21 protein-coding genes and 1 tRNA gene are annotated in these 25,838 nt (G+C 42.4%); 6 read left to right on the top strand and 16 right to left on the bottom strand.

Annotation, left to right across the window (positions count from 1 at the left end; all coding sequences use genetic code 11):
* Positions 1-529: 529 nt before the first annotated feature.
* The 14 genes from MoGM_RS10555 to MoGM_RS10490 form a co-directional block, all read right to left on the bottom strand.
* Complete coding sequence (locus tag MoGM_RS10555; protein WP_104370009.1) at positions 530-2,251, bottom strand: AAA family ATPase; 1,722 nt, start codon at positions 2,249-2,251, stop codon at positions 530-532.
* Positions 2,252-2,266: 15 nt separating this feature from the next.
* Positions 2,267-4,789 carry a transglycosylase domain-containing protein gene (locus MoGM_RS10550; protein ID WP_104370008.1) on the bottom strand — a complete coding sequence of 841 codons (2,523 nt, stop codon included), beginning with the start codon at positions 4,787-4,789 and terminating at the stop codon, positions 2,267-2,269.
* Positions 4,779-5,693 carry a tRNA (adenosine(37)-N6)-dimethylallyltransferase MiaA gene (miaA, locus tag MoGM_RS10545; protein ID WP_104370007.1) on the bottom strand — a complete coding sequence of 305 codons (915 nt, stop codon included), beginning with the start codon at positions 5,691-5,693 and terminating at the stop codon, positions 4,779-4,781. Before miaA ends, MoGM_RS10550 begins: the two co-directional genes overlap by 11 nt.
* Complete coding sequence (gene lpxA / locus MoGM_RS10540) at positions 5,693-6,463, bottom strand: acyl-ACP--UDP-N-acetylglucosamine O-acyltransferase (RefSeq protein WP_104370006.1); 771 nt, start codon at positions 6,461-6,463, stop codon at positions 5,693-5,695. Before lpxA ends, miaA begins: the two co-directional genes overlap by 1 nt.
* Positions 6,464-6,474: 11 nt before the next feature.
* The gene (locus tag MoGM_RS10535) at positions 6,475-7,860 is read right to left on the bottom strand and encodes a bifunctional UDP-3-O-[3-hydroxymyristoyl] N-acetylglucosamine deacetylase/3-hydroxyacyl-ACP dehydratase (RefSeq protein WP_104370005.1); all 1,386 of its coding nucleotides are present in this window, start codon (positions 7,858-7,860) and stop codon (positions 6,475-6,477) included.
* A 9-nt stretch (positions 7,861-7,869) separates the two neighbouring features.
* Complete coding sequence (gene lpxD, locus MoGM_RS10530) at positions 7,870-8,901, bottom strand: UDP-3-O-(3-hydroxymyristoyl)glucosamine N-acyltransferase (protein ID WP_104370004.1); 1,032 nt, start codon at positions 8,899-8,901, stop codon at positions 7,870-7,872.
* A gap of 48 nt (positions 8,902-8,949) precedes the next feature.
* Positions 8,950-10,170 (bottom strand): HD domain-containing protein, encoded by a 1,221-nt coding sequence (locus MoGM_RS10525; RefSeq protein ID WP_104370003.1) that lies wholly within the window; start codon positions 10,168-10,170, stop codon positions 8,950-8,952.
* Positions 10,163-10,987: an orotidine-5'-phosphate decarboxylase gene (pyrF, locus tag MoGM_RS10520; protein ID WP_104370002.1), complete on the bottom strand. Its 825-nt coding sequence runs from the start codon at positions 10,985-10,987 to the stop codon at positions 10,163-10,165. Before pyrF ends, MoGM_RS10525 begins: the two co-directional genes overlap by 8 nt.
* Before the next feature lie 57 nt (positions 10,988-11,044).
* A complete protein-coding gene (gene prfA / locus MoGM_RS10515; protein WP_104370001.1) occupies positions 11,045-12,157 on the bottom strand; it encodes a peptide chain release factor 1 in 1,113 nt (370 codons plus the stop codon).
* 91 nt (positions 12,158-12,248) lie between these two features.
* Positions 12,249-13,418: an AIR synthase-related protein gene (locus MoGM_RS10510; protein WP_104370000.1), complete on the bottom strand. Its 1,170-nt coding sequence runs from the start codon at positions 13,416-13,418 to the stop codon at positions 12,249-12,251.
* A 38-nt stretch (positions 13,419-13,456) separates the two neighbouring features.
* Positions 13,457-14,203, bottom strand: coding sequence for a shikimate dehydrogenase (locus tag MoGM_RS10505; protein WP_104369999.1), 747 nt, complete (start codon positions 14,201-14,203; stop codon positions 13,457-13,459).
* A gap of 15 nt (positions 14,204-14,218) precedes the next feature.
* A complete protein-coding gene (ubiE, locus tag MoGM_RS10500) occupies positions 14,219-14,953 on the bottom strand; it encodes a bifunctional demethylmenaquinone methyltransferase/2-methoxy-6-polyprenyl-1,4-benzoquinol methylase UbiE (RefSeq protein ID WP_104369998.1) in 735 nt (244 codons plus the stop codon).
* On the bottom strand, positions 14,954-15,901 hold the full coding sequence (locus MoGM_RS10495; RefSeq protein ID WP_104369997.1) for a phosphoribosylaminoimidazolesuccinocarboxamide synthase: 948 nt from the start codon (positions 15,899-15,901) through the stop codon (positions 14,954-14,956). It lies immediately after the preceding gene.
* Positions 15,879-16,862, bottom strand: coding sequence for a PhoH family protein (locus MoGM_RS10490; protein WP_104369996.1), 984 nt, complete (start codon positions 16,860-16,862; stop codon positions 15,879-15,881). The genes MoGM_RS10495 and MoGM_RS10490 overlap by 23 nt, the downstream gene beginning before the upstream one ends.
* Positions 16,863-17,244: 382 nt before the next feature.
* Here MoGM_RS10490 and MoGM_RS10485 point away from each other — a divergent pair, with 382 nt between their 5' ends.
* Positions 17,245-18,045, top strand: coding sequence for a DUF5715 family protein (locus MoGM_RS10485; protein WP_104369995.1), 801 nt, complete (start codon positions 17,245-17,247; stop codon positions 18,043-18,045).
* A gap of 674 nt (positions 18,046-18,719) precedes the next feature.
* On the opposite strand, the gene MoGM_RS10480 is transcribed toward MoGM_RS10485, so the two are convergent.
* Both MoGM_RS10480 and MoGM_RS10475 read right to left on the bottom strand, forming a co-directional pair.
* On the bottom strand, positions 18,720-20,921 hold the full coding sequence (locus MoGM_RS10480) for a sodium-translocating pyrophosphatase (RefSeq protein ID WP_104369994.1): 2,202 nt from the start codon (positions 20,919-20,921) through the stop codon (positions 18,720-18,722).
* A gap of 162 nt (positions 20,922-21,083) precedes the next feature.
* Positions 21,084-21,866, bottom strand: a complete 783-nt coding sequence (locus MoGM_RS10475) for a hypothetical protein (protein WP_104370013.1) — start codon at positions 21,864-21,866, stop codon at positions 21,084-21,086.
* 206 nt (positions 21,867-22,072) lie between these two features.
* Here MoGM_RS10475 and nspC point away from each other — a divergent pair, with 206 nt between their 5' ends.
* From nspC to gldE, 5 genes are all read left to right on the top strand, one after another.
* The gene (gene nspC / locus MoGM_RS10470; protein WP_104369993.1) at positions 22,073-23,224 is read left to right on the top strand and encodes a carboxynorspermidine decarboxylase; all 1,152 of its coding nucleotides are present in this window, start codon (positions 22,073-22,075) and stop codon (positions 23,222-23,224) included.
* A 103-nt stretch (positions 23,225-23,327) separates the two neighbouring features.
* Positions 23,328-23,400 (top strand) — tRNA-Gly (locus MoGM_RS10465).
* Between the two features lie 38 nt (positions 23,401-23,438).
* Positions 23,439-23,981 carry a hypothetical protein gene (locus MoGM_RS10460; RefSeq protein ID WP_104369992.1) on the top strand — a complete coding sequence of 181 codons (543 nt, stop codon included), beginning with the start codon at positions 23,439-23,441 and terminating at the stop codon, positions 23,979-23,981.
* A gap of 27 nt (positions 23,982-24,008) precedes the next feature.
* The gene (locus tag MoGM_RS10455) at positions 24,009-24,434 is read left to right on the top strand and encodes a single-stranded DNA-binding protein (RefSeq protein WP_104369991.1); all 426 of its coding nucleotides are present in this window, start codon (positions 24,009-24,011) and stop codon (positions 24,432-24,434) included.
* A 36-nt stretch (positions 24,435-24,470) separates the two neighbouring features.
* A complete protein-coding gene (gene gldE / locus MoGM_RS10450; RefSeq protein WP_104369990.1) occupies positions 24,471-25,766 on the top strand; it encodes a gliding motility-associated protein GldE in 1,296 nt (431 codons plus the stop codon).
* Positions 25,767-25,838: the final 72 nt, after the last annotated feature.

The raw sequence follows: 25,838 nt of genomic DNA, 5'->3' as shown, positions 1-25,838 counted from the left end.
GACGCAAATTTAACACTTTTCCTAAAATCCATGCACCGGAATTTCGGCTTGTGCCAAAGAAGCACTCCTTTGACAATTATGGCAAACTCATAAAAAGCACCATGCCGCTGATTATCAGTTGTTCCGCTAAAAAATTAACGGGTAAAGTTAATATAAGAGTATTTTTCAACTAATGAAAATGAGATTTATATAATTCGGGTAAAGTGTAAAAAATGATAAATTAGTGTTTATATTATAATTTGTCGGGTGTTATTATTATGTTCCGATTAATTGTATGGACGGGGACTTCATCAATCAGTGAAGTTCTGTCTACATGTTTTATGATAATGTATATAGTTCTGTTTATATGGTACTATGGCAAATGCCTTGATACTATCTTTGTTGAGTGCGGATGTTGCCAAAGACAATAAAAGTGCTAATGCTGTTAAAAATGAGTTTTCTTGTTTTTATAGGTTTATTATTATTCATTGGACTATTTGTTTGTTCGTTTATTATTTAGAGCGGGTTTCCACGCATTGAAGATTATGTGTTATGTTTTCAGTTTTTTCAGCCTCCGTATAGCGTCAAATGCTTCCGGATATAATTCAATGGCTTTCTCGTAGTTCTTTATAGCCGCTTCTGTCATGTGTTCTCTTTCACACTCTTTGCCAAGCAAGGTATATTCAGCGGCAAGTTTTTTGAGGAATTCATTTTTCCAGATTTGCTCTTCCTTAAGTTTTTTGTTTTCTTCTGCGAGAGTGTGTATAATTCCGAGTTTTTTGCGGATTAGACGTTTTGCGGCAGGTTTCTCGATGTCGTAGCGACTGTGAATTGCTTTGAAGAAGTTGTCGAGGAAAGAGTCGAAGTCTCTATTGTCGAATGCTGTGACGGCATCGTGATATTCTCGGTCGGCCTTGCTTTCGCTCAACGCCCGGTCTATATATCCACGGTTATTGTATTGGCGGGCGAATTGCACGACTTCTGTTCTTACGAATATATCCGACATCTTTATCGGTTCGCGCAGGCTGATTCCGTTGAGTGACGTGCAGCGGCTGAGAGCTACGTATGTCTGTCCTCCGGCAAATACGCCACCAGTGAAGTCTATGTTTACCTTACGGAATGTGAGTCCTTGACTTTTATGCACAGTTATTGCCCAAGCAAGGCGTATAGGGAATTGGGTATATATGCCAAGTTGTTCTTCTTCTATTTTTTTCTCTTTCTCGTTGAACACGTACCTTGTGTTTTCCCATATCTCACGTTCCACGTCATACTCGTTGCCGTCTTCCATAACCACGCAGATAATTTCATTTTCCTCATCTATACCGCTTATTACACCCAGCGAGCCGTTTACCCACCGCTTGTCTTTGTCGTTCTTGATGAATATAACCTGTGCACCAGGTTTCACTTGTAGTTCCATCGGGGTAGGGAGGGATGTCTCGGGAAAGTCACCTTTTATATTGCCATGGAAAACAGATGGACGACCTTTAATGCTAGCCAGTTGGCGGTCGTTAATATAATCTACTGTAGTGCGGCGTGAGGCAAGGGTTATGATAAGGTCAGAGTCTTTTCCGTTAAGTTTGGACCCAAGCCGTGAGTTGAGCGTCTTAAGGTCGTGTACTGTTGTTGAGTTATTTCTGATACGGTCTAGAATACCGATGAAGTCGGCATCAGTCTGTCTGTAAACTTTACGCAGTTCGATACTTATGAGAGGCATCTCATGGAAAATTTTTGCTGCGAAGAAATATGATGACGGGTAGAATGGTTGTAGCAGTCGGCGGTCGTCTTCACGTAATACGGGTTCGAGTTGATATATATCGCCGACGAATAGCATCTGTTTTCCACCAAACGGCTCACGCATGTTTCTACTGTATATCCTTAGCACTTTATCCATGAAGTCGATGATATCCGCTCGCACCATGCTTATTTCATCGATGATGATGAGTTCCACCTCACGAAGTAATTTGCAGTGGGCACCGCTGTATTTCAACGTCTGGCGGATGTTGCGTGGACTGTAACGGCTGTCGTTTGGGAGTAGGGGATGAAACGGAAGACGGAAGAAACTGTGCAGGGTACTCCCTCCGGCGTTGATGGCCGCTATGCCTGTAGGTGCGAGAACTACGTGCTTTTTCTTTGTGTTTTCGGCGACATAGCGAAGAAAAGTTGATTTACCCGTCCCCGCTTTTCCAGTCAGGAAAAGCGAGCGACGGGTATAATTGATTATTTGCATGGCATCATGCCATTCCTTGTTGTCTTGATCGGGTGTTAATGTCATCTCTATTGCATGCAATCAGAAATATACATCGTCATAAGTGACTGTGTTGTTTTTCTTTTTTTCAGTCGCTTCGCCATTAGGCTGAGCATCGGGAGAACCTGAAATGTTATCATTGGTAGTTTCGGATTTCTTTTGTATCGGATTTCCGTTTTCATCAATGAGTATTTCTTCTTCTGCAACTTGAACACTGTCAATATCTGTACTATCCTCTTCTTTTTTGTGATAGTAACTGCTGCATGTATACATGTCATACTTCACCGCTTCATCTTTTGGTTTGGAAAATTTACCGTGATATTCTTTGAAAGCAGGGTCATTAAGTACTGACTCGAAGAAATATCCGCAGATAGGTAAGGCTGTGCGGCTTCCTTGTCCAAGAGCACCGGTACGGAAGTGTATAGAACGGTATTCTCCGCCTACCCATGCACCGGCAACAAGTTTTGGACTGACGCCGACAAACCATGCGTCGGAGTGGTTGTTTGATGTTCCGGTCTTTCCGCCGAATTCAGTGTCGTTATGCTTACCTACATATCTCCAAAGGCTCATGCTGGTTGCTCCCGGCTCCCGCAGTCCGCTTTGCAGGAGTTGCTGCATGAGGAATGCACTTTTGTATGGTATGGCCTGATGCTGTTCGGTGGGGGCGGTGTATACTTCTTTTCCGTTGCGGTCGAGAATTTTTGTCACGAGCACGGGCTCGTGCATTTTTCCATCATTTATTACTGTGGAGTATGCATTCACAAGTTCAAGCAGATTAACATCGCTGGATCCGAGAGACAATGCCGGAGTATTGTCGAGCGGACTTACTATACCCATTGCATGGGCTGTATTCACTATATTGTCTATTCCGACTTCCTGTCCGAGTTTCACGGCTATTGAGTTTATACTCTGTGCAAATGCAGCTTTTAAAGGCATCGAATCATTCGTGAAATATCCGTTTGCGTTTGTCGGTGCCCATGTGACTTCCTTTTTCTTGAACTTATCATATACTTTCATGCTGAAATAAGAATCACGTCGTTTGTCGCATGGGGTAAGACCTTGGTTCATTGCCTCTGTATATACAAATAGTTTGAAAGTCGATCCGGGTTGTCTCATAGCTGTTACTTTATCATATTTCCATGCATCGAAATCTATATCGCCAACCCACGCCTTAACATATCCTGTGGTTGGTTCCATAGCCACAAAACCACAGTGCATGAAGCGGGTCATATAGCGGATAGAGTCCATCGTGCTTATTTCTTTTTCAATTGTTCCGTTCTCATAGTCAAATAGCTTGACTTTATGTGGTTTGTTCAGCCAATAGTTTACAGAATCGGGGTTATTGGGATATTTTTGGACGAGTTGTTTGTATACGGGTAATTTTTGTACTATGCCTTCAATAAAGTTGGGAATTTCAATGTGATGTTCATCCTGCCACGGATTGGTTCTTCCCCAATGATTGTTGAAGTTGCGTTGCACGACCTTCATCTGTTTGCGTGCAGCCTCTTCGGCATACTTCTGCATGCGTGTATCTACTGTGGTATATATTTTCAAACCACTGTTATAAAGGTCATAACCGTTTTCTTTGCACCATTCTTTCAGGTGATTGGCTACAGCCTCGCGAAAATAAGTCGCTTGTCCGTCATAGTTGCTTTCTACACTATAATCAAGTTTTATGGGAATATCTTTCAAAGAGTCGTATTCTTCTTTACTAAGATGTCCGTGGGTGACGAGGTTTTGCAAGACTGTATTACGTCGTTTCAGACTGTTATTCGGGTTTATTTTGGGGTTATAGTATGTTGTGGCTTTCAGCATGCCCACAAGAACAGCTGCCTGTTCGGTGGTTAACTCTGTCGGTGTATTGCCGAAGTATGTCTTGCATGCGGTTTTTATGCCAAAAGCGTTTGAACCGAAATCAACCGTGTTTGCGTACATTGTCAGAATTTCTTTCTTATCGAAAAGCATCTCTATCTTAACTGCCGTAATCCATTCCTTGCTCTTCATTATAAGCATTTTCAAGCCAGGAATGTTTCCTAATAGTCCGGTAGAGTATTGGGTGCGTACTCTGAACATGTTTTTGACAAGTTGCTGAGTGATGGTGGATGCACCACGGGCATCGTGGTGTATGACATAATCTTTTGCCGCAGCGGCCACGCCTTGGAAATCTATCCCGAAGTGTTTATAGTACCTTTCATCTTCCGTGGCGATGAGAGTTTTCCAAAAGACAGGATTTACTTCTTCATATTTTACTGGGGTTCTGTTCTCGCTGAAATACTTGCCTATGAGCACTCCGTCTGCACTATATAGTTCTGATGCCTGGCTTGTAACTGGATTTTTAATCATGTTCATACTCGGAGATTTGCCGAATAACCATAAGAAATTAATGTCTACGGCAACGAGATAAAGTATGAAAACTATAAATAGTGAGATAATTCCCGATATGGTTTTGATATACCAAGGTTTTCCCTTATACAGGCTCTTATACCAGTTGCCGATCAGGGAAATTTTGTTAATGCCGAGTTTACAATAGTAAACAAATGCGTTTTGTTTGTTTTCAGAGTCCATTTTCATATTTTTGAGATATGTAATTCATTATTTCTTCTTTGTCATCTGGGTGCACCCAATATATGTCTTTGTCTTTTTTATACCACGTCAATTGCTTGCGGGCATATCGTCTTGTATTGCTTTTTATGTGTTCAATGGCTTCTTCCAATGTATATATGCCATCTAAAAAATTAAATATCTCTTTGTAACCGACAGAGTTTAACGCATTTAAATTTCTATACTTGTAAAGCTGCCTGACTTCATCAAGTAGTCCTTCCTCCATCATTTTATCCACTCTGTTGTTAATTCTATCATAAAGTTCTTCACGACTCCTGTTAAGAGCAATCTTTATGATATTAAAAGGACGTTTTTGTTTGTTCTTTTTCCGGAAATAAGTATATGGTTTACCTGTTTGATAGCAGATTTCAAGTCCATGTATTACCCTTCGGTGGTTTTTCTTGTCAACCAGATTATAATATTCAGGATCTACGACTCTCAGTTCCTCAAGCATTCTGTCCAGACCTTCATGCTCAAAGCGTTTTTTCAACATTTCGCGAATTTCAGGCTCGATCGTGGGAATATCGTCAATGCCATTGCATACACTGTCAATGTACATCATTGACCCACCGGTCATTAAAGCTATATGGTTATTGTCATTGAACAATTTACTAAGGACTTTCATTACGTCTTGTTCAAACATAGACGCATTATAGTAGTCGTTCAAATTAAGAGCACCCACAAAATAATGGTGAACGTCTTTGAGTTGTTCTTTTGTGGGTGCTGCTGTTCCTATTTTCAGGCCTTTATATATCTGTCTCGAATCAGCATTAATGATAGGTATGCCATATTTTTTAGCAATATCCATACATAATGCGGTTTTTCCTACCGCAGTAGGCCCGGTGATGACAATAAGTGTATCTTTCATTAGCGAATTATACCTCGCTTGGAGTTCTCAATGAAAGAGCATATATATTCAACCTCCTTAACATTGGGATACTTGGCTCTTGCTTCTTGGATACCGTCTTTTATAAGGCCATTGGCATATATTATGCGGTACGTGTCGTGTATTATGTCTATTGTTTCATTGCTAAAACCGCGACGACGCAATCCGACAATATTTATACCACAGTACTTTGTAGGTTCTTTTCCCGCAATAATATATGGAGGAATGTCTTGGCTGAAACGACATCCGCCTTGAATCATTACATAACCGCCGATATGACAGAATTGATGACAAAGTACCGAGGCACTAATTATGGCATTGTCATCCACACAAACTTCTCCGGCGAACTTCGTTGAATTGCCTATGATCAGGCCGTTGCCAATGATGCAATCATGTGCGATGTGCATATTCTCCATAAGTAAATTGCCGGAACCTACGACAGTTTTGCCTTTACTTGCCGTACCGCGACTTATTGTGACATTTTCTCTTACACTGTTGTTATCTCCAATCTCACATAGAGTCTCTTCTCCCTTGAATTTAAGATCTTGGGGTTTTGTACTTATGCTCGCACCGGGAAAAAACTCATTGTCATTCCCTATGCGTGCTCCGGTGTGTACCGTTACACTGTTATAGAACTTATTATTGTTTCCGATGACAGTGTTTTTATCTATATAGCAGAAAGGACCGATTATATTGTTGTCTCCAATTTTTGCTTCCGGACTGATAAAAGCTAATGGACTTATTTGGTTCATACCTTATCGTATTATTTGTTTTTTACTATTTGGGCAGTGAATGTCGCTTCAGAAACAATATGGTCTCCAACGAATACATAACCTTTCATTGAGGATATTCCATGACGAACCGGTGCCAGCAATTCAACTTTAAATAACAAAGTATCGCCGGGTACGACTTTCTGACGGAACTTGACACTATCTATTTTCATGAAATAAGTAGACCATCGCTCCGGCTCCTCAACAGTGTTAAGTACGAGCAGACCGCCACATTGTGCCATCGCTTCCACTTGCAATACCCCTGGCATTACCGGCTCTTGCGGGAAATGTCCTTGGAAGAACGGTTCATTGCTTGTAATGTTTTTTACACCGACAATATTTGTCGCACCCAGGGAAATAACTTTATCTACCAATTGCATCGGGTAGCGGTGGGGAAGAAGTTCGCGTATCCTGTTAACATCCATTACAGGCTCTTCGTTTGGATCGTATATAGGTGCCTGAACTTCATGCTTGCGTATCTCCTTTCTCATTTGGCGGGCAAACTTATTGTTTATGGTATGTCCAGGGCGTGTGGCAATAATGCGTCCTTTTATAGGTTTACCAATAAGAGCCAAATCACCGACAATGTCGAGTAGTTTGTGCCGAGTGCATTCATTTTCCCAAACCAAAGGCTTGTTTTGGATATATCCGAGCTCTTCGGCATCATGGTGTCTTGCTTGAATCATATCGGCCAATTTGTCCAATTGCTCTTGCGATATTTGTTTTTCGTATATTACAATGGCGTTATCCAAATCCCCTCCCTTTATTAGGTTGGCTTTGAGTAAAGGTTCAATATCACGTACAAAAACAAAAGTGCGTGCAGGTGCAATTTCTGTTGTGAAGTTCTCTATCTTGTCAAGAGAGGCGAATTGGCTGTTAATGAATTTAGAGTTAAACGAGCACATTGTCGTAAGACTAAACTCATCATCAGGCAAAATTGTTATACATGAACCGGTTTCTTCATCTTTTACCTCAATCTTTTTGCGTATTATATACCAATCTTTGGGAGCATTTTGCTCTTCTGTCCCGATTTCATTTATTTTTTCTATATATTTGCTTGCACTTCCATCTAAGATTGGAAATTCAGGGCCGTTTACTTGAATTAGACAGTTGTCAATGCCTAATGCATATAAAGCCGCCAGTCCATGTTCTATGGTTGAGACTTTGGCATCTCCTTTTCCGATAACGGTTCCACGCTGTGTATCAATTACATTTTCTGCAATGGCATCTATTATCGGCATTCCTTCCAGGTCGATTCGTTGTATCTTATAGCCGGTGTTTTCCGGTGCAGGGTTAAATGTGATGGTAAGACTTAATCCTGTATGTAATCCTTTTCCACAAAGTGAAAAACTTCCTTTTAGTGTTTTTTGCTTCATCATAAAATAAAATTATTTATTCTTTAATTCTTCAATTTGTTTTTGTAGTTCGTTAATCTGTTTGTAAAGTTCAGGTAACTTGCGGAATATAGCTTGTGATTTAAAATAAGCTTTAGGCTCCATCGGTGGAGTGCCTATAAGTGTTTGATTACCTTTGATATTTCCAGGAACTCCGGATTGTGCACCAAGGAAAGTCTTGTCTCCGATATTGATATGTCCGGCCAATCCCACTTGTCCGCCAAACATGCACCACGAGCCTACTTTTGTACTTCCGGCAATGCCGACTTGAGCGGACATTACGGTATTTTCGCCAATCTCAACATTATGGGCTACTTGGATAAGATTATCCAATTTCACACCTTTATGTATTACGGTACTTCCCATAGTGGAGCGATCGATACATGTATTGGCTCCAATTTCAACATCGTCTTCAATTGTTACAATACCGATTTGCGGTATTTTGTTATATCCGTCAGTGTTGGGGGCAAATCCAAAACCGTCTGCTCCTATTACTGTTCCGGAATGAACGGTAACGTTGTTTCCCAATTTACAATTCTCATAGATTGTTACGTTCGGATATATTTTTGTGTTGTTTCCAATCTTTACATTCTCTCCAATCACTGTGTTGGGATAAATCATGCTGTTATCTCCAATCACTGCGTTATCTCCTATCACGGCAAATGCTCCGATATAGGCATCTTTTCCGATTATTGCGGTAGGGGCGATTGAAGCGAGGGGATTTATCCCCTTTTTTCTTGGTTTGCTTGATTCGTAAAGTTGTAATAATTTAGCAACGCATTCATAAGCATTTTTTACTCTGATGAGAGTTGCCGCTACCGGCTTGTTTAATTCAACATCCTCGTTGATGAGAATTATGCTCGACTCGCTGTCATAAATATATTGTGTATATTTGGGATTCGAAAGAAAAGATATTGCTCCTGCTTTTCCTTCTTCTATTTTCGCAAAGGTGTGAACTGTGGCATTTGCATCTCCTTCAACTTTACCACCGATAAAATCGGCAATTTGTTTTGCTGTAAATTCCATTTGCAGTTAATTTATTTTCTATTAATATGCAAATATAACAAATTTTATTTATATGCGTTGATAACAGAGATAATATTTTCTTATTTTTTTAGAAAGCAGTTGCATATTAAGTATTTCAGAAGCCTTTGAAATATCCTTTGTTGTTCCATCTTTATATAGAATGGTTATCTTGTCATCGTTTGTGTCATACATGTCTTTTTGAATGGTGTTGACGCTTATCATGTAGCTCGTGTCTTTTTCTTCGATGGCAAACTTTTTTGCAATACCGTGTCTTATTTCTGAAATTCGGTTTTCAGATATTGGTTCGTCGTAAACCTCAACCTTGAAAATGTTTCTGTTAATCATGTCACATGATAAAGTCGATAATATCTTGTCGTCATGATTTGCCCATACTTTCAGAGAACTCCAAATATCATTGTCGTCAAGACATTCGTACATCTTTAAGGCTTCATCGTGCTCATAGAACCAAGCACGGTTTACATCATTATTCAGAAAATAGGATAATGCAGGAGTCGCGAATAGTTTGTGGCCTTCATTTACCAGATGTTTAGCTCGTGTTAGTGCGTTGATCAGAACTTTTTCATAAGCTACGGCTGTCTTATGTAGATATACTTGCCAGTACATCAACCGTCGTGATGTGAGATAATTCTCTATGGAATATATTCCTTTTGAGTCGGCAACCAATTGGTCGTCGTGGACATTGAGCATCTTTATTATTCGCGCGCTTCCGATATTACCCTCTGTAACTCCTGTATAGAAAGAATCTCTGCGTAAATAATCAAGTCTATCCATGTCAAGTTGACTGCTTATGAGCTGATGAAGGAACTTCTTGGGGTATTCATCTTTAAAAATTTTCATGGCAAGATTAAGATGACCGCCGAGTTCCTTGTTTATCTGCTCCATCATAAGCAGCGATATTTCTTCATGGGAAATGTCTTTTATGAGTGTGTGTTCAAGTACATGACTGAACGGTCCGTGCCCTATATCATGCATAAGTATGGCCGCTTCGACTGCCTCTGCCTCACTATCAAAAATAAAGTTACCTTTTTGTTGTAGTGAAAGTATAGCTTCACTCATGAGGTGAAAAGCTCCCAATGAATGCAGAAATCGTGTATGTTGTGCGCCTGGATATACAACAGAAGCCAATCCCAACTGGTTTATGCGTGTCAATCGTTGCATAAGCGGATGTTTGACGATGTCAAGCAATAAACCGGTTGGGATTTTTATAAATCCGAAAACCGGATCGTTTATAATTTTAGCTTCATTCATTACATGCTAATTCGGCTTCCATTTCTTTTTGCAGTTCCTTTGCTTTTTGGGCGGCAATTTCTGCAAAATCCTCTCCTGTGGAAGCATATATTATTCCGCGGCTGCTGTTTACAAGAAGCCCGCAATCTTTATTCATACCGTATTTGCAAACTTCTTGCAAACTTCCTCCTTGAGCTCCTACACCTGGGACAAGAAGGAAATGATTGGGGGCAATTTTTCTTATGTCTCTGAACATCTCGCCTTGGGTGGCTCCTACTACGAACATCATATTCTCGTCATTTCCCCAATTTTGGCTTTTTTGAAGTACTTTTTCAAACAGTCTCTGTCCGTTTTTATCTTCCATAAGCTGGAAATCGTGACTGCCTTTGTTGCTTGTAAGTGCTAAAAGTATTACCCACTTGTTTTCATATTTTAAGAAAGGGGTGACACAGTCTTCTCCCATATAAGGGGCGACGGTCAAAGCGTCAATGTCATATTCTTCAAAAAATGTGCGGGCATACATATCCGATGTGTTTCCGATGTCTCCGCGCTTGGCATCTGCGATGATAAAATGTTTGGGATAGTTCTCTTTGAGATATTTTATTGTTTTCTCAAATGAAACCATACCTTTAACGCCGAACGCTTCATAAAAAGCCAAGTTGGGTTTATACGACACACAATATGGTGATGTCGCGTCTATTATTGCTTTATTGAATGCGAATATAGGATCTTCATCTTTTAGCAGATGCGGCGGGATTTTTTTTGTATCGGTATCTAATCCGACACACAGAAAACTTTTCTTTAATCTGATTTGTTCTATTAATTCTTGTCTGTTCATTATTATTTGTCTTTATTTAATAATGGAAAGATTATCGTAACACTTGCCGATTTATTATTACAGCTCGGCTTCTTTCATACGTTCTGCATTTTCTGCTACGGTAAGGGCGTCAATCATAGCTTGTATGTCTCCACCCATGAAGCCTTGCAAGTCGTGGGTGGTAAATCCTATGCGATGATCCGTAACACGTCCTTGCGGGAAATTATATGTTCGAATTTTTGCGCTGCGGTCTCCCGTAGATACAAGTGTTTTGCGTCTGTTGGCAATGTCATCGACATATTTCTGATGTTCCCTGTCGTATATGAATGTGCGCAAACGTGACAAAGCTCTTTCTTTATTCTTTGGTTGGTCTCGTGTTTCTGTACATTCAATAAGTATCTCTTCCGTCTCTCCGGTATTGGGGTTTTTCCAGGGATAACGCAGGCGCACGCCTGATTCTACTTTGTTTACGTTCTGTCCTCCGGCTCCCGAACTTCTGAACGTATCCCATTTGATGTCTCCTTCATTTATGTTTACCTCGAATTTGTCGGCTTCAGGAAGTACGGCCACTGTTGCCGCACTTGTGTGCATGCGTCCTTGTGTCTCGGTTGCCGGTACACGTTGCACGCGGTGTACTCCCGATTCATATTTCAATACTCCATACACGCAATCTCCGCTTACGGCAAAATCAATTTCCTTAAATCCTCCTACAGCTCCTTCGCTTGCACTGGTTATCGATAGGCTCCAGCCTTTGGAGTCGCAATACTTTTTATACATTTGGAACAGGTCGCCGGCAAACAGGGCGGCTTCGTCTCCGCCGGTTCCGGCTCTTATTTCCATTTGTACATTCTTTGCGTCTTCCGGGTCTTTGGGGATGAGTGCAAACTTAATCTCTTCTTCAATCTTAGGCATCAGTTTTTCGTTAATGGCCAGTTCCTCGCGGGCCATCTCTTTCATTTCAGGATCATTTTCATTCGAAAGAATATCTTTTGCTTCCGTAATACCGTTGATGCAGTTAATATAACGTTTGCGGGCATCCATAATGTCGCCGAGGTCCTTGTATTCGCGGGTTAGTTTTACGTAACGTTCCTGATCTGCGATTACGCTTGGGTCTGTAATCAACGTCCCTACTTCCTCATAACGGCTCACAAGACCGTCAAGTTTTTCGAGTATATTGTTGTTGTCTATCATTAATTGTCTGTTGTTTCTTTTTTTCAAGCAATGCCGGATTTTCTCGAAAAAACTTTATTGTTTTCTCAAATTCCTGGGTTTCGTATTTCTTTTAATACTCAAACACTCCGTATTCAGATTTTATTGTCAGGCTTTTCTTTCCTTCTTCTACACGTCCGACTATCTGAGCGTCAATATTGAAACTTTTGCTTATTTCAATTATAGAGTCGGCAAGTTCCGGGTTTACGTATATTTCCATGCGGTGCCCCATGTTGAACACCTTGTACATTTCTTTCCAGTCGGTACCGCTCTCTTCGCTGATGATTTTGAAAAGTGGGGGGACAGGGAACATATTGTCTTTTATCACCTTGCAGTTGTCTCCGACGAAATGTAGCACTTTGGTCTGTGCGCCGCCGGTACAATGCACCATTCCGTGTATGTCTTTTCGGTGAGCATCCAGGATTTTCTTTATCACAGGAGCATAAGTACGGGTGGGGGAGAGTACAAGTTTACCGGCATTGACATCCGTACCATCCACAGCCTGCTCCAAACTGTAGTTTCCGCTATATACAAGTTCATCAGGGACTGCATGGTCATAGCTTTCCGGATATTTCTCGGCAAGGTATTTGGAGAACACATCGTGACGTGCGCTTGTAAGCCCGTTGCTTCCCATTCCTCCGTTGTATTGCTGCTCATAAGACGCCTTGCCTGACGAAGAAAGACCAACGATGATGTCTCCCGGTTTGATGTTGGCATTGTCGATAACATCACTTCTTTTCATTCGGCATGTCACGGTAGAGTCAACGATAATCGTACGCACAAGGTCTCCCACATCGGCTGTCTCGCCGCCGGTGGCGTATATGCCTATTCCCATTTCACGCATTTGCGCAAGAAGTTCGTCGGTACCGTTTATTATAGCCGATATTACTTCGCCCGGAACAAGCATTTTATTACGTCCGATCGTGCTTGAAACAAGGATATTGTCCACCGCTCCTACGCAAAGCAAATCATCTGTGTTCATTATCAATGCGTCTTGCGCTATTCCTTTCCATACGCTTAAATCACCTGTCTCTTTCCAATACATGTATGCCAGAGCCGATTTGGTGCCTGCCCCGTCTGCGTGCATGATATTACAATACTCGGGGTCTCCGCCCAAAATGTCGGGGATTATCTTGCAGAATGCCTGCGGAAAGATTCCTTTGTCAATATTCTTAATGGCATTATGCACATCTTCTTTGGCTGCGCTTACACCGCGCATCATATATCGGTTATTCTTGTCCATAAATATTTTTGATATTAATAGTGTTTATTTCGGTGCTTTCAATCTTTGTTGTTCCAAAACTCCCAACTTGCGAATGCTTGTAACAACAGCATCTCAAGTCCGTTTTTAACATTGGCGCCATATTCTATGCCATTTTTCATGAATAGCGTCTCGTCCGGATTGTATATAAGATCGTAGAGAATCGTGTGATTATCCATTGCCTCGTATGGCAGTTGCGGACACTCGTCGGAGTGTGGATACATCCCGCACGGCGTGCAGTTCACAATCACGTTGTATTCTTTTATCACTTCCGGTGTCACATCTGTATACTGTATAGTTCCGGGACGTTTGTATCTGCTGACGAAGACAGTTTCGAGACCTAAAGATTTGAGGCCGTAATCGATGGCTTTCGATGCGCCTCCTGTGCCGAGAATCAATGCTTTCTTGTGATATTTTTCTAACATAGGCTCAATGCTTTGTGTAAATCCTATCACATCGGAATTATATCCTTTCAGCGTTACCTTATTGTTTTCATGTATCACCCTAATCACATTTACGGCTCCGATGGCTCTTGCTTCGGGACTCAGTGCGTCAAGATACGATATTACTTTTTCCTTATATGGAATAGTGACATTAAGTCCCCGCAGGTTTGGGGTTGAATCGATAATTTCCATCAGCGATTCTATTGACTGAATTTCAAAGTTCTCGTATCGGGCGTTTATTCCCTCGTCTTCAAATTTTTGGTTGAAGTAGCTTATCGAGAACGAATGTAGAAGCGGGTAGCCGATTAAACCGTATATGTCCATAGGGGTGTGTTTGTTTTATTTTGTTGCGAAATATAAGGTGCAGATGCCGAATGTGAGACGTTTGAAACCTGGGGCTCTGAAGCCGGCATTCTTCAATATTTCAATCATTTTCTCCCCTTGCGGGAAAGCCTCTATCGTTTTTATCAGATAGTTGTAAGCGGCCGGATCTTTTGAAATCATGTGTCCGTATGCCGGTAGAAATGTGTGAGAATAAATTCTGAACAACTGTTTCATCGGGAATCTGACAGGTGATGTCAGTTCTATGATGGACAGATGACCGCCCTTTTTCATTACTCTGTGCATCTCTTTTAATCCAAGGTCAAGGTTTTCAAAGTTCCGGATGCCGAAAGCCGCTGTCACCGCATCGAATGAATTGTCACCGAATGAAAGGCTCATGCAGTCTTCTTTCGAGAAAGAGATAATATCCGACAGGTTTTTACGAGCTGCTTTCCTGCGTCCGATTTCCATCATGCCGTTGCTTATGTCGACTCCCGTTATCTTGCATTGGGGAAGGCTTTCTGCTTGCATTATTGCAAAATCACCGGTCCCTGTGGCTATGTCGAGTATTGATTTGGGGGCATATCGTGCAAGTTGGCTTATGGCTTTTCGTCGCCAATACCTGTCGATGTTCCACGACAGGCGGTGGTTTAGAGTGTCATAGGTAGAGGCGATGTTGTCAAACATCAACTCTACCTGTTCCCCTTTGTCGGCCGATTGTCCGTATGGTTTTATCTCTTCCTGCTTGTACATTTATCTGCCGGCAAGATATTCGTTTACGTTCTTTTCTATTCGTGCCGCAATGTCATCGCTGTCCGCAGCCTTTGCGAATTTCTCTCCAGTGATATGTTCAAACAGTTCGATATAGCGGTCGCTCACGCTTTCGGCGTACTCGTCCGTTATTTCCGGCATTGTCTGTCCCGGTTCGTTCATGAAGTTATGCTCTATGAGCCATTGGCGTACAAATTCCTTTGACAGTTGCTTCTGTGGCTCGCCTTTGTCAAATTTCTCCTCATATCCGTCTGCATAGAAATAGCGGCTCGAATCCGGAGTGTGTATTTCATCTATGAGATAGACTTTTCCGTCTCGTTTGCCAAACTCATACTTTGTGTCTACGAGTATAAGCCCTTGTTTGTCAGCTATATCTTGGCCTCTCTTAAAGAGTTTTCTTGTGTAGTCTTCCATTACGGCATAGTCTTCCGCGCTTACTATGCCTTGCTTTATTATCTCGTCTTTCGATATGTTCATGTCATGTCCTTCGTCGGCTTTTGTCGTCGGGGTGATGATCGGCTCTGGGAAGCGTTGGTTCTCTCTCATGCCATCAGGCAGTTTCACGCCGCAAATCTCTCTGCATCCCTTTTGATAGTCGCGCCATGCCGACCCGGTAAGGATAGAACGGATAATCATTTCAACTCTGAAACCTTCGCATTTCAGACCCACTGTTACCATTGGGTCGGGGGTGGCGAGTTTCCAGTTTGGACAAATGTCGCTGGTGGCATCGAGGAATTTTGCGGCAATCTGGTTCAGCACCTGACCTTTGAACGGAATGCCTTTGGGAAGAATGACGTCGAATGCTGAAATTCTGTCTGTGGCAACCATGACCATCAGGTCGTTGTTAATGTCATACACGTCGCGTACTTTTCCGTGATACACGCTTGTCTGTCCCTGAAAATTGAAATCAGTTCTTGTTAATGCTTTCATCGTTATTCTGTTGTTTTGATATTTTTGTTTTGTCGAATGCCTCGTATGCGTTTACAATCCGTGTCACGAGCTTGTGGCGCACTATATCTTTTTGATTGAGATTTATAATGCTTATTCCTTCAATGCCGTTCAGTATTCTCAAAGCTTCCACAAGTCCGCTCTTCTGTTCTCTCGGAAGGTCAACTTGGGTCATGTCTCCCGTGACGATCATTTTTGTGTTCCATCCCATTCGCGTGATAAACATTCTTATCTGTGCGGGAGTGGTGTTTTGAGCCTCGTCCAAAATCACCACTGCATCGCTCAGTGTGCGTCCGCGCATGAATGCCAGTGGAGCAATCTGTATGATGTGTTTTTCCATCATGTCTTGCAGTTTCGCTGCCGGTATCATATCTTCGAGAGCATCGTAGAGCGGTTGCAGGTACGGGTCTATTTTATCTTTCATGTCGCCTGGCAGGAAACCCAGTTTCTCGCCGGCTTCCACCGCAGGGCGACTCAAGATTATCTTTTTTATTGTTTTTTCTTTAAGTGCTTTTACCGCAAGTGCTATACTGAGGTAGGTTTTTCCTGTTCCTGCCGGGCCTACGGCGAATACCATATCATTGGCGTGGTATGCTTCTATTAGTTTTTGTTGGTTTTCGCCACGGGCCTTTATCGGTTTGCCGGATATGTTGTATACGATGACTCCTTCGGGAAACTCATCATTGGGGCGTTCACCGTTGACGATTTTTATAATGTCTTCTTCATTCAGAGTGTTGAATTTAAGCACGTGTCTGCGCATTTTCTCGGTGCTTTCCTCGAATGCGCACATTTGTTCCTCGTCTCCGAGCACGCGCATGACATTGTCGCGCGCCACTATTCTCAGTTTGGGATATAACGCTTTTATCATTTGCAGATGAGCGTTGTTGACTCCGTAGAACGTTACGGGGTCTATGTCTTCAAGTACGATATGCTTCTCTATCAATTTCTTATGATTTTGAATTTTGTTGCAAAATTAGCGAAAAACGTTGTAATATACGAATAAAATCTGCAAAAAACATTGTTTATACTACATGTCTTTTCTGTATTAAAATATTGTTTATATGTTCTTTCGGTTTTGTTGGGTTTCGAATGCCGGGGCGGCCATCGGTCAGTTAATCCGAACGGGATATATCCGTATAGTATTGCGGATGTCCGTAAGAAAAGCCTTGACATGGTAATTATCTTGAAAGGTAAGTGATATGCGGCATCATGAAAATGACTCTTTACGATGTTATTTTCATTTATGTTCGTAAACTTAATGGTTGTCCGGTAAGGCATTATTGGGATAAAAAGTGTATCTTTGCATTGAAATTTGTTTTTCGAACATGAGGAAAATATTCAATACGAAGATAACCAAACAGAGATATTTGCAAGGCTTTTTTGCCATCGTTATTCTTTTGGCTGTTATACGCTGTGTTTTTCCGGGAGTGGCGAAGCCGTTGGACGGTAACGGGACGGAAATAGTTTCCGGGGCGGTTTTGGACGAGGGAAAAGCCGGAATACAGGTGTCAGAAAGAGTCGGCGCTCGCTTTTTCAATGCCGACGGCACTCCGGTAAAGCATCGCATATACAGTGTAAGTTCATTTCAGAAGGCGTTTCCGGATAATAATGACGTACAGCTGGAAGCGGCAAACTCTCACGGTGTGTCGCCGGTGAAAGATCGTGACGAGGCTGAGCATAGGAAGAAAGATCTTGTATATGTGGGTAGTAATCCTTATTATCATGTGGACAGACTCAACAGCAGTATTCCGTATCTTGTACCTCGTGCGGCCGTGCTGCTTCAGGATATAGGCCGTGCTTTTTTCGACAGTCTGCAAATAAAAGGCATACCGCTTCATAAAATTATTGTGACGAGTGTTCTCCGCACTCGTGACGATGTGCAAAGACTGCGCAACCGCAACGGAAACGCCACGGAAAACAGTTGTCATCTTTATGGTACAACATTCGATATATGTTATAACAGATATAAGACGGTGGAAGACCCTGACGGGCCGGAGCGTCGCCGTGTACGCAACGATACGTTAAAATGGGTATTGAGCGAGGTGCTGCGAGATTTCAGGGAACAAGACAGGTGTTATATAAAATATGAGCTGAAGCAAGGATGTTTTCACATGACTGTGAATTGATTTTTACTATTTTTCAATTCTGATAGTATTATGTCTATCTGTTTTGCGGTTGCATACAACTTTATGTTGTAATAATAAAGTCATGGAATTAACATTTCGTTTTTTTCTCATTCCAGATTGATTAAGGCGATATTGATTTCGATATACAATACTATAAGTTATTCATCACGGAAAGGTGGTTTGGGCTTTGTCTTGCAACGGGACGCTCGTTAGAGTGCGTTTGGCAGGTAATTGCGATGCGTTTAGCGTCTCGTTGTAATGCAACGGATTGCTGAATGTAGGCCAACGGGATGCTAAACGCAATGCAATAAGGTCTTTATCATTAATAGTCGTGAAGTGGAATTTTGCTATTTAGTTGATAGCCAAGCGATTATGTAAATTGCTTAAAACTTGCGTATTTACGACTCCTGTTTTTTCTTATTAAAAATAAACGAGTTTTGAAAGTCTTTTTGTCTTATTATTTCATAACCGCAATTAATGAATGTATCGTATTTAAAAAAGATGTGATAAGTTGAATAAAAATATATTATAGACATAGAGACACGGAGATATGGAGAGTTACCGTATTAAACGATATTTTCTTCATAATCTCCGTGTCCCTGCAGTTGTTTTTTTTCAGGCCGGGCTTTCTGTATACATTGTTTTATGTGTAGTGTCCGGTCTTTATCTGTCAATTATAGGAACGCTACAGTGAGTCCGGCCATTACTATACTTACCATGGACATGAGTTTGATAAGAATATTGAGTGATGGGCCTGACGTGTCTTTAAACGGATCGCCCACGGTGTCGCCCACGATAGTTGCCTTATGGCATTCTGAGCCTTTGCCGCCGAAATGACCTTCCTCTACCATTTTCTTGGCATTATCCCATGCTCCGCCTGCGTTTGCCATGAACACGGCAAGGGTGAAACCGGCGGTAAGTCCGCCTACGAGCAGTCCCATCACACCAGCCACTCCGAGCAGGACACCCACAACGATAGGGATGATAATGGCTAAAAGGCTGGGGAAAATCATCTCGCGCTGTGCCGAACGTGTGCTGATTTCTACACAACGGCCGTAATCGGGAGTGGCTTTGCCGTCAAGTATTCCGGCTATTTCACGGAATTGACGGCGCACTTCTTCAACCATTGTCTGTGCGGCGCGACCTACAGCTCCCATGGTGAGGCCGCAGAACAGGAATGCTGCCATTCCGCCTATAAAAGCACCGACAAGAACTTTGGGGTTCATCAGGTTTACTTGGAAGAACTCCATGTAGTCTACCATGTTGGCAGTGGCGGGATTGAACACTTCGCCAACGCTGTTGAAAAATATCTGTCCGTTGTCTACTGCGCGTACCATGGCAATCTTTATCTCCTCAACGTAAGATGCAAGGAGTGCAAGGGCTGTTAGGGCAGCGCTGCCTATGGCAAATCCTTTGCCTGTGGCCGCAGTGGTATTGCCCAGTGCGTCAAGTGCGTCTGTACGGTGACGCACGTTCTCGCCCAGTTCGCTCATCTCGGCGTTTCCGCCGGCGTTGTCGGCGATAGGGCCGTAAGCGTCCGTGGCGAGAGTGATGCCGAGTGTTGACAACATGCCTACAGCGGCGATACCGATGCCGTAGAGCCCCCTTGAAATACTTTCTGCGCTCATGGACAGATCAAAATGGTTGGCGCAGAGATAACTCAGCATGATTGCGACAGATATTGTCACGACCGGAATCATGGTTGAGATCATTCCCGTTCCGATACCCTTTATGATAACGGTGGCCGGGCCGGTCTGTGATGATTCAGATATCTGTCGTGTAGGTTTGTAGCTCTGGCTCGTGTAATATTCCGTGCCTTGACCGATGATTACGCCGGCCATAAGACCCGTCACTACGGAGAATGACACTCCTATCCAGTTGTCAAGTTCCAAAAGATACAAGATGACGAAAGACGCGGCGGCAATAAGTATGGCCGAAACATTTGTTCCCAGTCCGAGAGATTTGAGCAGGTCTTTCATTGTTGCTCCTTCATTGGTTCGCACAAGGAATATTCCGATCAGCGAAAGGAATATTCCTACGGAAGCGATTATCATGGGGGCAATGACGGCTTTGAGTTGCATATCCATATTGAAAGCGAAGGCTGTTGCTCCGAGGGCCGCCGTGCTGAGGATGCTTCCGCAGTAGCTTTCGTACAGGTCGGCGCCCATGCCGGCTACATCGCCCACGTTATCTCCCACGTTGTCAGCGATGGTTGCCGGATTTCGAGGGTCGTCTTCGGGAATGTTGGCCTCAACTTTTCCAACCAAATCGGCACCAACGTCGGCCGCTTTGGTATATATTCCGCCTCCTACACGTGCGAACAGTGCTTGGGTAGATGCTCCCATGCCGAAAGTAAGCATGGTGGTGGTAATGGTTATGAGTGCCATGCTGTCTCCGTTATAGAAATAACTGAGCACGAGGAACCAGATTGCGATATCGAGCAGGCCGAGTCCCACTACTACAAGCCCCATGACAGCTCCGCTACGGAAAGCTATTCTAAGGCCGTTGTTAAGTCCTTTCCGTGCAGCGTTGGCCGTGCGTGCGGAAGCGTATGTGGCGGTTTTCATGCCGAAAAAACCTGCAAGTCCGGAGAAAAGACCGCCTGTGATGAATGCGAACGGAACCCAAGGATTCTGTACATTAAGCGCATAGGACATGAAAGCGAATATAAGCGCAAGCACTACGAATACGATACCGACGACTTTGTACTGTTGTTTCAGATAGGCCATCGCACCTCGGCGCACATGTTCCGCTATTTCCCGCATGCGCGGTGTTCCCTCGTCTTCTTTCATCATCTGACGGAAGAAGAACCATGCCATTCCCAGCGCCGTTACAGATGCTGCCGGAATGAGCCAAAAAACTTCTGGAATGTTCATTGTTGTTTTAGGTTATGTTATTTGATTAAAATGAAAATGTGAGCAAAAGCTCTGGAGTTTTATTGTTAAAAAAAGAGGAGCGATCGCTCTGCTTTAACGCAGTGCACGATGGCTCCTTCAACTCTTTATACTATGTATATTGCATTAGTAGTTTTGTATATACTATTCGTCACCGAAATCCGACATGCTTTCCGCTTCCTCGTCGGGTTCACCTTCTATTTCAAATGTAGTGCGGTAGTTGTCTTCGGTAATATCATCGTCGCCCAATATGGTCGGTTCCTCATCGATGATATCATCTTCGTCAGGCTTGTTGTAGTCGTCTTCCGGAATTTCGTCTTCCTCGTTTTTCGACATTAGTTTCAGGCGTGGCTTCTCTGTCTCGGGTTTCAACTTTGCGAAAATGGCTTCCACCCATGTTCCTTTTACTACTTCAAGCACATCATATCCGTCGGCGACTTTCTTTTCGTACATACCGCCAGATTTGTGAAGCCTGTCTTTGGGGAGTGTGGTTGTGGATATGTCGAAACCGCTTTCGATAATATCCTTGACACTTTGGGATAACGATTCCCAACCGCCTCCGAAATTTCTGTCGAGTACTTCTATTAGTTTTGCGGCAGTGATATGGTGTATATTCTCATACGTGAGATCGGTAACACGTGATATCGGGCGTTTTTTGAGAGCCAATGTCATTTTGGTATTGTCGTCAATCTGTATTTGTCCGATTTTATATCCGGTCTTCTCAAATTTACCTTTCATTGCAGATGATGGCTCTTGAAGTTCTTCAATCATAAATGCAACCCTGATAATGTCTGTGTATCGACGGATGTTATCCCTTATGTCTGCATCCTTCTCCACACTTTCCAACATTCGGAAAATGTCATTCTCTTGTACGTCCCAGACTGTGTTTTTGGTCAATGTCTTGAGCGTGAGCGCTTTTTGTGCCATTGGTTGTGTCATTATTCTGAATATTTTTAATTTGTGTGCAAATGTATATACTTTATTCATTATCCACAAGTTTTTGAAGATTGTTTTTTAGTTAATTTCTCAAAAAAGGATGACAAGGTAAATAAATCGTCTTTTTCATCATGTCGTGTTGGTGCTTTACGATGTTTTTTGTTAATTTTGCGTACGTAAACAAATAATGATGAACTATGGATACATTTGAGAACATATCTACACCTATTTATATTGTAGAGGAGAAACTGCTTCGGCGCAATCTTTCCGTGATTTCTGATGTGGCGTCAAGGGCTGGCGTGGAGATAATTCTTGCTTTTAAGGCATTTGCCTTATGGAAGACATTCCCCATCTTTCGCGAATATATTAATGCAACGACGGCAAGCTCTTCTTTTGAGGCAAAACTCGCGTTTGAAGAGTTCGGAACTCCTGCACATACATATTCTCCCGCATATACCGATGATAGTATAGATGATATCGTGCGTTGTTCAAGTCATGTCACGTTTAATTCGTTGTCACAGTTTGAGACATATTTTGAGAGGGTTAAGGCGTTGGATGCTTCTGTGTCGTGCGGCATACGTGTTAATCCGGAGTATTCGGAGGTCGGCACGATGCTATACAACCCATGTGCTCCCGGTACGCGATTCGGTGTTTCGGCATGTAAACTTCCTGAGATATTGCCGGAAGGAATAGATGGTTTTCACTGTCATTGCCATTGTGAAAGCGGGGCTGATGTGTTCCGGAGAACCCTTGTGCATATAGAGGAGAAATTCTCACGTTGGTTTTCGCAGCTGAAATGGATAAATTTCGGTGGTGGTCACTTGATGACCCGTGATGACTATGATATCGATTTGATGGTGGAGATATTACGGAGTTTCCGTTGCCGTTATCCTAATCTTAGAATTATACTTGAACCGGGAAGTGCGTTTGCGTGGCAGACCGGAGTATTGGTGTCGCAAGTAGTGGATATAGTCGAAGATAACGGGATAAAAACCGCAATATTGAATGTTAGTTTCACATGCCACATGCCGGATTGTCTTGAAATGCCTTATCAGCCTGTCGTCCGTGGAGCGAAATCTCTTCCAATGGAAAAGGCAGTGGAAGAAAACACATACAGGCTTGGGGGAAATAGTTGTTTGTCGGGAGATTTTCTTGGAGCATGGCGTTTTGAAAAGCCGTTGAAAGTTGGAGACAGGGTCATTTTTGAAGATATGATTCATTATACGACGGTAAAGACCACCATGTTTAATGGAGTAGAGCATCCGGCAATAGGAATGCTTAAAAATGACGGGGAACTGACTGTTTTGCGCCAATTTTGCTATGAAGATTATAAAAATCGTATGGATTAATGCCGTTTTTAGTAAAAAAAGCTCGAAAAAATTTGTCGGAACAAAAAAAAGTACTACCTTTGCAACCGCATTGAGAGCAATGCTCCTGACAAAAGGAAAAGTTGCGGAAATAGCTCAGTTGGTAGAGCACAACCTTGCCAAGGTTGGGGTCGCGGGTTCGAGTCCCGTTTTCCGCTCGTTTTTATTATTCTACAAGGAAAACAACAATTTTTAAATGAACTTATATCTAAGATATTTTGATAAAGAGACATTAGTCACTAATGTTAATGATGCCATTACTTTTTTGGGTAGTATAAGTGAAATCGGAATGAACCCCGTACTTGAAGCCGATGTCCGTGAATATGTTGAGAGTGATGTTTACTATCCGAAGCGTTATAAAATACGTCCCCGTGTATATTTTATTATTATAAAGACTGAAGCAGCTACAATGCTCGATTTTAAGGAAAAGCGTGCTGTGCATGGCGGTACTGCCGATAGCAGAGAAAAGGTTTTGCCCCCTGTCATGTCACGTCTTAATGATAATCTGTTCGGATGGTATGAGGGAGAGATTGATTTTAAGCGTGTGCTTCAAGTTCCGGGAACAGGAAAATTCCAATATCGTGATACTCGTTTTGTAGCCCGTTGCAAGGCAAATTCAGGGTTGGAGTGTTATAACCGTATTGTCGATTATCTGCGTCAGCGTGTGGATAGCCGCAGCCAGTTCCCATCGGTAAAGGGAAAGAACTTTAAGTTCCATTATCTTGGAATGTGCAAATAGTATCGAAACTTGATAGAATAATAAGTCATGAACAAGGTTATGCTTATCGGAAATGTGGGCAGGGAACCGGAGGTTCGCTATGTAGATCAAGGTGTTGCGGTGGCGCGGTTGTCGCTTGCGACAACCGAACGCGGTTATACATTGCCGAACGGTACCAAGGTGCCCGATCGTACTGATTGGCATAATGTCGTGCTGTGGCGGAGATTGGCTGAAATAGTGGAAAAGTATGTGCACAAAGGTGATAAGCTTTATATAGAAGGGCGACTCCGTTATTCGGTTTATGACGACAAACATGGGAAGAGGCATAGTATTACGGAAGTGTGGGCAGACAATATGGAGATGTTGACACCAAAGACTTTGCAGATGTCTCAGGATGTTGAAAGTTCCGAAAATACAGCCGTTCAGTCTGCGACAGGCAAGTCGATGGAGCCGGAAAATGACTTGCCATTCTAAATTTAAATTAAAGTGTTACTTTTAACAATAGAACAAATGTTTAGTGAGGTGCATTTTATGGCACCTGATGCCGGGGTTATCATATCTGGTGTATTGGCCTGTCTTTTGTTGGTAGCTTCCGGTTTCGCTTCCGGTTCGGAGATTGCTTTTTTTTCACTTACTCCGAACGATCTTAGCATAATAGCCGAAAAAAAATCTGTATCGGATAGTAATATAATGCAACTTCTTAATGATTCGGAACGTACATTGGCAACAATACTGATAACCAATAATTTGGTTAACGTAACGATAATCATGCTTTGCAACTATTTTTTCGGCCGTTTGATAGATTTTGGCAATGCCTATTGGCTGCAATTCGTATGTATCACTGTTATTCTTACGTTTATATTGCTCCTTTTCGGAGAGATTATGCCTAAAGTATATTGCAGCCAACAGCCTTTGCGGTTCTGCCGTTTCTCTGCACCCGGTATTCTTTTCTTACGTAAAATATTCTATCCTCTTGGCAGTGTATTGCTTCGTTCCGGTGTGTTGGCGGAAAAAGTGGTGCAGAAAGAGAACCATGTTTTGAGTATAAATGACTTGGAGCAAGCGCTTGAATTGACGGATACCGATGCTATAAAGGAAGAGAAAAAACTGCTTGAGGGAATCGTGAGATTTGGTGACGAGACGGCAAAGGAGATAATGACGAGCCGCCAGGATGTCGTGGATTTGGACTTTAAATCAACATTTCCGGAAGTACTTAGATGTATTGTGGAGAATAATTATTCGCGGATGCCTGTGTATCAGGACAATATAGATAATATACGTGGGGTACTTTATATTAAGGACTTATTGCCACATTTAGGGAAATCAGCAAATTTCCGGTGGCAGACTTTGATTCGTCCGCCATATTTTGTTCCTGAAACCAAGAAGATAGATGATTTGCTTCGTGATTTTCAGGATAATAAAGTGCATATAGCCATTGTTGTGGATGAGTTTGGGGGAACGAGCGGAATAGTGACCCTTGAAGATGTATTGGAAGAAATTGTCGGTGAGATTAATGATGAATATGATGATGATGAGAAGAGTTATATACGTATAAATAGTAGCACTTTTATTTTTGAGGGCAAGACTTTGTTGAGCGATTTTACTAAAATAATGAAAGAGGATAGTAATATCTTTGCCGATGTGGAAGGAGAAGCTGATACTATTGCCGGGCTTTTACTTTACATAAAAGGTGAGTTTCCGCGGTTACATGAGAAAATACCGTTTGATAAATTCAAGTTTGAGGTATTGGAAATGGAACAGCATCGTATCTCGAAAGTGAAAGTGGTTGTCGGAGACAGAGCTTGATAATATTATTGCTGGACGATATTTAAACATAGCCTGCGGTTTGAGTTTGTCAGAGGGGGCAACCACAAACGT

Origin of the sequence: Prevotella sp. MGM1 (assembly GCF_002933775.1) — a bacterium.
GTDB lineage: Bacteria > Bacteroidota > Bacteroidia > Bacteroidales > Bacteroidaceae > Prevotella.
This window is presented reverse-complemented; position numbering and strand designations above follow the sequence as displayed.